The 11,615-nt window shown below is 48.9% G+C and carries 9 protein-coding genes; 3 read left to right on the top strand and 6 right to left on the bottom strand.

What is annotated here, in order from left to right; all coding sequences use genetic code 11:
• Positions 1–81: 81 nt before the first annotated feature.
• Positions 82–1,386 (bottom strand): sn-glycerol-1-phosphate dehydrogenase, encoded by a 1,305-nt coding sequence (locus GC097_RS08250; protein ID WP_312875629.1) that lies wholly within the window; start codon positions 1,384–1,386, stop codon positions 82–84.
• 320 nt (positions 1,387–1,706) lie between these two features.
• On the opposite strand from GC097_RS08250, the gene GC097_RS08245 reads away from it, so the two are divergent.
• Positions 1,707–2,432: a DUF2161 domain-containing phosphodiesterase gene (locus GC097_RS08245; protein ID WP_171682812.1), complete on the top strand. Its 726-nt coding sequence runs from the start codon at positions 1,707–1,709 to the stop codon at positions 2,430–2,432.
• Here GC097_RS08245 and GC097_RS08240 read toward each other — a convergent pair.
• The 5 genes from GC097_RS08240 to GC097_RS08220 all read right to left on the bottom strand — a co-directional run bounded on the left by GC097_RS08240 (position 2,429) and on the right by GC097_RS08220 (position 8,002).
• Positions 2,429–3,406, bottom strand: coding sequence for an NAD(P)/FAD-dependent oxidoreductase (locus GC097_RS08240; RefSeq protein WP_246294042.1), 978 nt, complete (start codon positions 3,404–3,406; stop codon positions 2,429–2,431). The genes GC097_RS08245 and GC097_RS08240 overlap by 4 nt on opposite strands.
• A 42-nt stretch (positions 3,407–3,448) precedes the next feature.
• Positions 3,449–4,678, bottom strand: coding sequence for an MFS transporter (locus GC097_RS08235; protein WP_246294041.1), 1,230 nt, complete (start codon positions 4,676–4,678; stop codon positions 3,449–3,451).
• Between the two features lie 111 nt (positions 4,679–4,789).
• Positions 4,790–6,109 (bottom strand): ABC transporter substrate-binding protein, encoded by a 1,320-nt coding sequence (locus GC097_RS08230; protein WP_171682811.1) that lies wholly within the window; start codon positions 6,107–6,109, stop codon positions 4,790–4,792.
• A 172-nt stretch (positions 6,110–6,281) separates the two neighbouring features.
• Entirely contained in the window at positions 6,282–7,118 is an 837-nt protein-coding gene (locus GC097_RS08225) for a carbohydrate ABC transporter permease (protein WP_171682810.1), read from the bottom strand.
• Positions 7,118–8,002, bottom strand: a complete 885-nt coding sequence (locus GC097_RS08220) for a carbohydrate ABC transporter permease (RefSeq protein WP_171682809.1) — start codon at positions 8,000–8,002, stop codon at positions 7,118–7,120. Before GC097_RS08220 ends, GC097_RS08225 begins: the two co-directional genes overlap by 1 nt.
• 158 nt (positions 8,003–8,160) lie before the next feature.
• Here GC097_RS08220 and GC097_RS08215 point away from each other — a divergent pair, with 158 nt between their 5' ends.
• Both GC097_RS08215 and GC097_RS08210 read left to right on the top strand, forming a co-directional pair.
• Positions 8,161–9,984: a cache domain-containing sensor histidine kinase gene (locus GC097_RS08215; RefSeq protein WP_171682808.1), complete on the top strand. Its 1,824-nt coding sequence runs from the start codon at positions 8,161–8,163 to the stop codon at positions 9,982–9,984.
• Complete coding sequence (locus tag GC097_RS08210) at positions 9,984–11,612, top strand: response regulator (protein WP_171682807.1); 1,629 nt, start codon at positions 9,984–9,986, stop codon at positions 11,610–11,612. Before GC097_RS08215 ends, GC097_RS08210 begins: the two co-directional genes overlap by 1 nt.
• The last annotated feature ends 3 nt before the right edge of the window (positions 11,613–11,615 follow it).

The following is an 11,615-nucleotide window of genomic DNA, read 5'->3' as shown; positions in this document are numbered from 1 at the left end:
TTTGTAATAGGGTGGAGGAAGTCCCGAGGCTCAGCACAAAAAATCCTCTCCAGAACAGGAGAGGATCGTTGTCATTAGCCCCTATAAGAGCCGCAATAGCCGCAAAATCGTAAACCGGTTGCGCACGAACAGCGCATCCTTCAGAGACGCCTCCACCAGCTCAGGCTCCACGCCGAGCTGCTCGGGCGTCAGCGGTCCCTGCACAGCCCCGAGCCAAGCGATGAGCTGCTCGGGTGCAGGGACCGCACGGGCGATGGCTTGCACATCGCCCCACCTCGAAGCGATGCGCGCCTTCAGCGCTTCGCTATCAACAACCACGCCATCCGCCGGAAAATTCTCGGCGATGACCTGCTCCGCCATGGCCCCGTAGGCCCCGCGGATGCGTTCCGCATCCGTCTGCCGGCTTGGGGCCTGGCTTTGCGCTAGGCGCGCAGCGGCCTCAGCGGCCGTGACGTCCCGCAGCGACGCGTAGCGCTGCGCCATCAGCACGGTCGCGACGCCGACCTTCGCGCCGTGCAGCAGCGCCCTGCGGCGCTGCTGCAGAAGCACCATCTCCCAATAATGGGAGAGATGGTGCTCTGCCCCGGAGGCCGGCCGGGAGTGGCCGACCAAGAGCATGGAAAGGCCGGACAGCAGCAGGCCTTCCATCAGTTTCAACAAGCCGAGATCCGTGCGCTGCGCGATCTCGTCCAAGTTAGCCGTGCACAGCTCCACGGCTTCCAGCGTCAACTGCGCGCTAAGCTCGCAGTAGTGCTCATCAAGCAGCACGCGGCCCAGCGACCAGTCCGCAAGCGAAGTGTGCTTGCCGAGCATGTCGCCGAGGCCGGCCGCGATCATCGCTTGCGGCGCCTCTGCGAGCAGGGCAAGGTCGGCGAAGATCGCCTCCGGTGCGATGGCAGGGATCGTCTGCTTGAAGCCGCGCACGATAAGCGGCGCGCCGACAGAAGCGAAGCCGTCAACCGATGGCGCTGTCGGCACAGACAAGAAAGGCCGCTTCGTGCGGTGGCTGACGAAGCGCACGATGTCGTGCAGGGTTCCCGCCCCCACGGCAACAAGAGCTTCCGACGTTAGCGGCGTGTCCAGCAGCGCTTGGATGATCGCCTCCTCATCGGCGGCAACTTCCCCCATCGCGTTCTCGCGGATCACGCTGATGCTGACCTTGACCTGCGCGGCTTCGAGCAGGTCACGCAGCTTCGCTCCCGCCGCTTGGTACGTCTTCTCGTCCGCAACAAGCGTCACTTCACCGTAGCCGGCTTCTTTCACATAGCCGGCCACCCGCCCCAAAGCATCTCGTTCAATGACGATGCGCCGAATCGGAATTTCATGCCTCTGCCCACAAGCGCAATCAATCGTGCGACCAAGCCATTTATTCAAAACCTCACTCACTCTCATCACCCTCCCCTGTATATTCCACTAACAAAAGTTTGTCTGCTCCGTCTCTCGCTATTCAACTCCCTCGGCATCCCTGCCCAGTCTCTCGCTGTTCAACTCCCTTGAAACCCCTGCCCTCTGTCTCCATTTTCAGCTTCCTCAGCACTTCCACGCTAGCGCTCGCATTCCAGCTTTATTTTACGTTCCTTCCCGCCAACCACAGCCAACCCACAACATGTACGTACAAGTACTTCTTCCCCTATTTTAGCAAAACCTGTGTTATAATGAAACACATTCTGACTGCCTTCATCCCAAGTAGGGGGAGAATTTTCACCATGCCTATCCAAAACGAAACGGAGCTGTACGCTCCGGTTAAACAATATTTTGAGCAGCGCGGCTATGCCGTTCGCGGGGAAGTCAAGCATTGCGACTTAGTTGCCATTCGCGGTGACGAGCCTCCGATTGTCGTCGAACTGAAAAAGAGCTTCAACATCCCGCTCCTTGTGCAAGGAATCGACCGTTTGCGTCTCACCGAGCAAGTGTATGTCGCTTTTGAGCTGCCGAATAAAGGGAAAGCGCCGCACCGCCTGCAGTGGGAGGACATTCGGCGACTCTGCCGCATGCTGGGACTTGGCGTCTTAACCGTTCAGTTCTATAAACGCAAAAAGCCCGCAGTCGACCTTGTCTGCGAGCCTACGCCATATACGTTGCGTCATAATAAAAGAGCGGCATTGCGGGTCGTCAACGAGTTTCATGAACGCAGCGGCGACTACAATGTGGGAGGCAGCTCCAAACAAAAGCTGATGACCGCCTACCGTGAGAAATCGCTGCACTGCGCCTATTTGATGCGTGAGCACGGACCTCTCAGTCCGCGCCAGCTGCGTGACCTGACGAATAACAAAGCCGTCAGCTCCCTGCTGCAAAAAAACTACTACCGGTGGTTCGTACGCCAAAGCCGCGGCATCTACCACATTACCCCGCTCGGTGAGAAAGCATTGGCGGAATACGTACACGTTACCGCAGCCTTTTCTCCCTCCGCCGGCTCCACTGAACTCTCCTAAGAGCGGACGACCACCCGGTTGGCGTTCGCCTCTTCTTTTAACATCAGCAGCACTTTGTTCATCCAAATCGCAGCTTGCGCACCCTCGCCCATGGCAATCGTCACTTGCTCGGCGTGAACACCTACGTCACCGGCTGCCCAGAGGAACGGTACGCTGGTCATTTTCGAACGAGGATCCGTCATGATATGCCGATTTTCCATGCGTTCGGCTCCCAGCTGGCGGGCCAGATCCGATTTCACTTCATTTCCACCAAAAGCAATAAAGCCGCGCTCCGCTTCCAACCGTTTTCCACTCACCGTCACCAAGCCCTGACAAAGACCATTTTCCGCTGCAATAACTTCTTGGATGTCATCGGCTATGTAGGTAATCCCATTTTTCTTGAGCTCTTCCAAAAGACTCATTTTCACAGCGTACTGTCCATGGTTGACGTAAGTCAGCTTATCCGTCCTCAGCCTTAGCTTCAGCGCCATTCCCGCTCCGGCATCGCCTGAACCCATCACTATGGTCGTTTTATTTCTGATTTCATAGCCGTCGCAATCCGGACAGACATAGATCGTTAAGCCGAGACAAGGTTTGAGTCCTGGAATTTCAGGGATACGATCCATAAGCCCGGTCGCCAGAAGCAGCGTCGGCGCTTCATACCCATTCCCCGACTTCCCCCATAATTCGAAACCGTCCCCTGGCTTCCCTTTGTTTACAGCTTGTACAACTTCATCCTTGATGAAAGCAACCCCTAGCCTCTCGGCCTGCATCCTGCCCAGCCTGCGAAGCTCTTCACCCGACACACCGTCCGGCCACCCCAGCAAATTGTGATAGCTTTTGCACAAGGTCGATCTGCCGTATCCGGCATCAATAACAAGCACTTTATACTCATATCTGCCGAGTTGGATGGCCGCCTGAAGTCCGGCGATGCCTCCGCCGACGATCACACTGTCATACTTTTTCATAACCTGAAGTCCCTCTTCTCCTGTCATCTATCCCTAGGATAACCTTGTAAGGGCGCTTTCATGCTCCCTCTAACGATTCTTAACGGACCAGACTAAGGCAAACTGTGTGAGGGCAGCGATCAAGAGAATCCACGGAATCAATCCGCCATCCAAATCACGCCCGTATGTAATGAAGCAAAAAATCGAAATCACACGGCCGATATTGAGGAAAATTTCCCGAACGACAACGCTTTCTACTTTCAACTCGCCTTTGAGCGGCAGTTTCCCGATGAGTCCATAATAATAACCCGTCATCGTATTGCCTTGCAGCGGTGAGAATATGGAGTACAGAATCATAAAGCCTACGACCGACCAGACCGTGATACTTCCCATTAAAAACGAAACCCCGACCAAATAACCGACCGTCGAAACCGTTAAATACAAACGGGATTTGCTGCTCCTTGCATATTTGGAAATAAACATCCCCATGACAATGCTTAAACTGGAGTAAAGCACGCCTAAGTAACCTACAATATCTTCCCGCGGCATCACCTTAAATAAGAGGATATTCGGCAGGAACAGCATGATGCCCTGGAGCAGGCCCATCCCGAAAAAACCGAGCAGAGCCTTAAACCAGTCCCTTTCTTTCTTCATGATCAGGCCTGTCAGCTTCAAATAATACACGCGATGATGCCCGCTCGAGGCTTTGATTTTCAAAGAAATCAGGGCCGCCAGGAGAAACATGCAGAATGCGATCGAGAAAACGATGGTGTACCCGCTGAGTCCTTCTTTTAACCGAATAATAAATCCCGCAAGCGCAGGTCCAGCTAATGTGGCCATCGTGAAGAAAATCATGTTATAGGCGAGATAGCGAATCCGGTTCTGCTCGGTAGATACATCATACATAAGCGTTAAATAACCTACCCAGTAAAATGCGCCTGCCAGCCCATTGAAAATGGCAAACGCTATGTAATATTCCACGAGAGCTTCCTGAGCGATAATGACACTCAAATAAAATAGACCGATCAGCATAATGCCAAGGCGGTATGACACCATTCTGTCTTTCTTTTTGATCATCCAGCCGCCAATGGCAAAGCCAATCGGTGTCAGGAGGTAAACGATAATGCTGTACGTTCCGTTTACGGCTACGCTGTGTGTTAAGCGCCAAAGATATAAATTCAGAAACACACCCGACATGGAAGCGCCGAATTGAAAAGTAGAATGAATAATGAGCGAAATTACAGCTTCGCGTGTTAATCTTTTCTCTTGCGGCAGAGAATTGCCTCTGCTTTGCAGCCAAGTCCTAAATCTTACGTTCATCGTAGCCCCCCGCTCCTCAGTCCTCCTTATTGTAACAGCCCGATTTCTTTCTGTTAAACGGCAAAAAGCCCCAGCATTGGCGCTGAGGCTTTATTACGACCCACTATGGTGTTACTTCTTCAAGCTATCCCATGTTTTCTGGAATTCATCCAGCATTTGATCCTTCGTATACTTCTTCGCGACATAACCTTGCATAATATCGCCGAATTTTTTACTGGATGCTTCGCCGCCTGGGAATTTGAACCAGTTCCAGCTCAATGTTTTACCGGCTTTGCTGTACGAAATGATGTCTGCTGCTAATGGTCCAAGAACTTTCTCGTCAGCAGGAATGGATTTGAACGCAGGGATGAATTTGAATTCATCAGTAATGTATTTTTTACCTGTATCGGAAGTTACCATCCAGTTCAGGAATTTCTTCGCTTCGTCTTTCACAGCGGAGTTTTTGTTGATTACCCAGTTGTTAGGTACGCCTACGAACAATTTATCGTTCGTTACAGCGTCATCCGTGATCGGCATTGGCAAGAAGCCAATTTTGATATTCGGGTTCGTTTTAGTAATTTGAACTTGTGTCCAGTTTCCTTGCTGTGTCATAGCCGCTTTGCCTGTAGCAAAGTCAGTTACTTGCGTGTTGTAGTCTGTTTGCAGCGGGTTTTTGTTGCCGTATTGCAGCGTCAGATCAAACAATTTCGCCCATTGGTTGAATTGTTCGTTGCCTGGAATTTTCGCTGTTCCTTTGTTCAGACCGTCAATGAAAGCATTTGAATCTTTTTGGTAAGCAAATGGAAGGTTTACAAAGTGGTTACCCAGTACCCACCACTCGCCATAGCCGTTCTCAAACGGTGTAATACCTTTGGCTTGAAGCTTTTTAGCGGCATCTTCCAGCTGTGCAAGTGTTTTTGGCAGCTCAGTGATGCCTGCTTGTGCGAACAGATCTTTATTGTATTGGAAACCGTATCCTTCAAGGTTAAGCGGCTGTCCATAAATTTTGCCGTTTTTCGTCATTGGCTCTTTCGCAACGTCTACCAGATCGTTCACCCATGGTTGATCGGAAAGATCTTCCAGGTTTTCAATCCATTTATCCAAATCCGAGAAGCCGCCGTTGTTGAAAATGTCCGGTTTATCGCCGGAGTTGAACTTCGCCAGCAAAGCTGCGCCATAGTCCGCACCGCCGCCAACTGTGTCAACTTGAATTTTCACGTTAGGATTCAGCTTTTGATATTCTGCAACCAATTTACCCAATTGGTCCGCAATTTCTACTTTGAATTGGAACATTTTAATTGTAACCGGTTTGCCAGCCGGAGCAGGCGTTGTTGTTGCTGCTGCTCCCGTTGAAGCCGTTGGCGCAGGTGTCTCTTCTTTCTTGCCGCAGCCAGCTGCAACCAATGATAATGTAAGTACGGTAGCCATACTGATCATCGTTAATTTTTTCATTAAGGTAAAGCCTCCCTTTTTTTGTTTACTCATCATACATGATCACGGGCAGAGGATTCATTTCTCTCGTCGTCATCAGTTCACATGGTTTATTGTAAACACTTTCTTAAACCCTTAACACAGAGAATATTGAACATAAAGGTGGAAGATTTTGAACCACTTTACAAATTTGTCACCCTTTTACGGAACCTGCTGTAATTCCTTCAACAATATGCTTCTGCATAGCAAGGAAGAAAATAACGATCGGCAATACGCCAAGTGTCAAACCGGCAAGCGCCAAATCCCATTGTTTCGTATACTGTCCAAAGAAGGAGAACGTCGCCAGTGGTATGGTTCGCAAACCGGGACTGTTTAACACCAGGGAAGGCAGCAAGTAATCGTTCCATATCCACAAGCTGTTCAAAATAATGACCGTCGTGGACATTGGTTTAAGCAGCGGGAAAACGATGCGCCAGAATACGCCATAGGGCGAACAACCATCCACAGTAGCGGATTCTTCAATTTCCATAGGAATCGATTTAATAAAACCGTGGAACAAGAACACGTTAAGGGAAACACCGAAACCAAAATAACAAATGATTAATCCCAATTTGCTGTCCATCAGTCCAACTTGACTTGCAACGCGTACCAGCGGAATCATGATGGATTGAAACGGAATCACCATCGCGGCTACGAAAGCTAGGAAAACCAGATTGTTGAATTTACTCGGCTTACGCACCATCCGATACGCCGCCATGGAACTGATGATGACAAGCCCTACGTTACTGAAAACCGTAATGATCAAAGAATTCATGAAGGCGCTGGGGAATTTCATGATCGTCCATACTTTTTTGTAGTTATCAAAATACAAGCTTTGCGGAAGCTTCGCTGTGCTTGCAGCCAGTTCCGGGAATGTTTTGAGTGAGTTGACAATGACAAAATAGAACGGAACCAGAAATAAGAGAGCGATCAGGATACCCAACACTTCAAGTGTGAATAACCGTCCTGAATATTTTTTGACTGTATCCATTACACTTCAACCTCCTTGCGTTTCGTATACATGACTTGGATGGTCGAAATGATGGCCACTACAATAAAGAATACTAACGCTTTCGCTGTTCCTAAGCCATAGTTGTTATTGCGGAACGCTTCTTGATAAATATTGATAGACACCGATTCCGTCGAGTTGAACGGTCCGCCTTTGGTCAAGGAGAAGTTCAGGTCAAACATTTTGAAGTTCCACGAAATGGTTAGGAATAAACATACGGTAACCGCCGGCATGATCAGCGGAACGATAATGTTTTTGAGTACTTGAAAACGGGTAGCACCGTCAATATACGCAGCTTCAACCATATCTTTGGGCACATTCGAAAGCGCCGCAATATAAATGATCATTAAGTACCCGGCACCCTGCCAAATACTAACGATGGCAATCGCCCAGAATGCGGTAGGAGCGTCGCCTAGCCAAGGCAGTTGAAAAAAGCTCCAGTTCGTCAACTCGCCGAGCGTTCCGAATCCTTTAACGAAAATAAACTGCCAAATAAATCCGAGCAGAAGTCCGCCGATGACGTTCGGCATGAAGAAAATCGTGCGCAGCACATTTCTCGTTTTCAATGCTTGTGTCAACAAAAGGGCCAACAGGAAACCGACAACGTTCGTAAGGATCACATCTGTCACGGTAATCCGCGTTGTGAACCAGAACGCATTGCGGTAATCTTTGTCATCAAAAAGAAGGTGCTTAAAATTGTCCAAGCCGTTGAACTTCACGCTTGTCGTTACACCGTTCCACTCTGTGAATGAATAATAAATGCTCATGAGAAAAGGCGCTACAACGATGAGGGCAAAAAATAGGAACGCAGGTCCGATAAATACCCACTGCTGTAATAGTCCTGATACCCCTTTGCTCTGTTTCATGGGAATTTCCCCCTTACGATTAGGTAACTATAACCTATAGTATAAAACCCTTTCCCCTGATGAAACACAGATTATCGTGATGCATTAGGTGGAATTTGTTGACCTCTACTGCTACAATATAGGGTGAAAAGTCCACGAAGAAACTGAGTTGATTCGACATGTTCCGTCATAGTATACGCAATAAACTGATCCTTTTTTTGCTGATCGCGACGCTCGTTCCGTTCATAACCTCCATCGTTGTCTCCTATTTATTCACGAAGGGAAAAGTCACCGAAGACACTATCACGAACAATTCTGCCCTGATCTCTCAAGCAAAATTGAATATATTAAACTATTTAAACGGGGTTGTTCAAACGTCCGCAACCATTTATACGGGACAGCATTTGTCTGAGCTTGGACAATTATACGACATCCTGGAACGCGAACGTGAGATCGACTATATGAGCGATAAAGTGATCAAAAGCGGTTTGCAAGTCATGTCGCATGCCGTTAAGGAGTTCAAACAAGTCTACTTGTACGCTTCCGTCAGCGACCGCTCCTTCTTATCCAGCAACGATTTTCAAGGAAGCACGACCGGCAAATATGAGTCTCTGCGTCCTTTTCCGGAAGACAAAACGGTGTATTTCGAGACCACCCATCTGAGCCACAATTACAACATTGCACTTAACGTGTATTCTGCTCCAACCCCTGTCCTGTCTATGCACCGCAAGCTGATGTATTCACCGAATAACACATCCATCGGAGAGCTGATTATCGATTTTCATTTGGACCTTATTTCCGAAATTTCACAAAACCTGTACACACATGACGAGGAAGAACTGTACATTCTGGATGATGCGGGCTATATTGTGTTCGGTCCCGATCCTTCGAAATGGGGGAAATTGCTGGAAGGAAACTGGGGAGATGAAGCCATTCACAGCACGCTGGATAAAGGGTCCTACGAGTGGAGCAAAGGGGCCTACGCGGGCATAAATGTTTACGAAAAAATGAAAACTGACTATGTCAGCTGGACGATGGTCAAACGTCTTCCTTATGAGCAATTAACGAAAAATGCCAAACAGTTGACGTTGATTAACTCTCTCGTATTGACCTTTTTCATGTTAATTGTCATTGGGGGAACCATTTTCATCTCTATTCGCTTTACAGCGCCTATTAAACAATTAATTCGTTATATTACACGCATTCAGGCGGGGCAGGTTCAGCTTGGCCAAATGCATAAAGACATTGAACTGACGCGCACGGACGAAATGGGCATTCTCGCCAATCGTTTTCATGGCCTTATGCAGGACTTGAATCAAATGGTCATGCGCGAATATCGCTTGGAGCTTGCCAACAAGTCGAATCAGCTGATGGCGCTGCAAGCACAAATCAATCCGCATTTCTTGAATAATGCGCTGCAATCCATCGGTACGCTAGCTCTGCAGCATGATGCGCCGAAGGTTTATGCCCTAATCGCCTCCCTCGCCAAAATGATGCATTACAGCATGAATACGAACGAATCCGTCGTTCCCTTAGGCAAGGAGCTTGAGCATGTCAAAGCCTACCTGGAGCTGCAGAAGCAGCGATTCGAGCATCAATTCCATATCGTCTATGAGATCGAAGAAGAAACCAAAGCACTCTCCGTGCCCAAGATGATTCTGCAGCCGCTTGTCGAAAACTATTTCAAACATGGCTTTAAGCCAAGTGCAGCCGATGTGGGACTACTGCGCATTCAAGCGACGAAACAATCCGCTGAAGGGTATGAATTTTTACAGTTGGTTGTAGAGGATAATGGAGTTGGCGTTACCGAGGCGCGGCTGCGCGAAATGAGAAACAGGCTGCTGTCCCCTTCGACCGGCAATGAAGCCTGTATTGGGCTAAGCAATGTATTAACCAGAGTAAAATTGTATTTCACCGATGATGCTGCTCTCGAGATTGAACATGCACAGCCCCGGGGTCTAAGGATCGTCATCCATATACCGATGAATAAGGGAGCTATCTAATGAAAGTATTACTTGTCGACGATGAAAAACATGTACGTGACGCCATCCGTCTGCTTGTCAATTGGCAGCAGCACGGTATCGATACGATTCTTGAAGCGCCGGATGGCGAAAGTGCCACCGAGCTGATTGCCCGGCATCGCCCGGAAATTATTATGACCGATATGATGATGCCCATCATGAACGGCGTGAAGCTGCTTGAATGGCTGCAGGCGAATGCGCCGGATTCCAAAACGATCGTCATCAGCGGGCATGACGATTTCTCTTTGTTGCGCCATACTTTGAAGTATGGAGGAACCGACTATATTCTAAAGCCCGTTGATCCCGACCAGTTGAATGATGCGCTGGATAAAGCGATTCAGGCTTGGAACAAAGAGGAAGAGTTCCGCCAAACTAACCGCGAGCTCAATATTGAAATGAATACAATTAAGCCGATGTATTGGGACAAGCTCCTATCCGGAATGATTGCTGAGCCAGCCACTTACGAAGGTGCAGCTGAACAACTCGACAAAGAGCTGAATTTATCCCGCAGCGTTGGCGAATGCCGGGTTGCCATTTTATCTCTGGACACGATGGAACGAAGCGTGAAAAATAAGTTCAGCCAGAACATGGATCTGTTATTTTTCTCCCTGATCAATATTTGCAATGAATTTCTCACAACGGACGGACGCGGCTACGCTTTCCGCCATTGGCACAGCGAAACTGAAATCGTCTTGTTGCTATGGAAGGATTTGCCGGGCGCCGAGGCTTTTCTTGAGAAAATTAATGAAGGCATGCGCACGACGCTGCACGCCCGCGTAGATTTTGGGATCGGACGCATTCACGCCTTCCCGGCTGACTTGACCTCGTCCTATCAAGAAGCTCGCGATGCGCTTAGAAAGCGAAACCTCAAAGCCAAAGACACGTGGATTCATAGCATGCTGAACCCGGTTAAGTCGCCTCAACCGTCTCTAATGTTCAGCCATTATGAAGAGAAAATTAATCTGGCGATTCGCAGCGGCAGCAGCGGGCAAATTGAGGAAGCCATTTCGCAGTGGATGGATTCCGTCAAGCAGAGTGAAGTCATTACTTTGGAACAGCTCGACCATTGGTGGCGGGAATTCAGCGTGATGAAACGGCGCTTTGTCCAACAGTTCTTCTCAGGCGCCAGTGAAGACAAAGTAAAGCAAGTGCTGTCCGACGAGCCTGCCAGCGTCATTGTCCCGCTGGACGAGCATGGGATTCTATCCCTGTCCCAATGGCAGCAAGAGCTTACCCGGAGTATTGTGCACATATCCAAACTGCTGCTCGAAAATCAACAGAAGGACAAAAATGTTATTTTTGAAATTGCCGAATATCTCGAAAAGCATTATCACGAAGATGTGACGCTGCAGGATATAGCAGGCCGTTTTTTTCTGAGCCGCGAGTATATTTCCCGCAAATTCAAACAGGAATTCGAGGTCAATCTTTCCGATTATTTAGGTCAAATCCGCATGAGCAAAGCAAAAGTGCTGCTGCGCAACCCGCATCTTCGGATTTCTCAAGTCGCCGAAATGGTCGGTTATCAGGACGAGAAATATTTCAGCAAGGTTTTCAAAAAATTAGAGGGCATCACCCCCAATGAATATCGAAAAACATCGAATTCTATCTAAAAT

The sequence above is a fragment of the Paenibacillus planticolens genome (assembly GCF_013141725.1).
Taxonomy (GTDB): domain Bacteria; phylum Bacillota; class Bacilli; order Paenibacillales; family NBRC-103111; genus Paenibacillus_E; species Paenibacillus_E planticolens.
The sequence above is the reverse complement of the archived record's forward strand: the minus strand, read 5'-3'. Positions and strand labels throughout refer to the sequence as shown.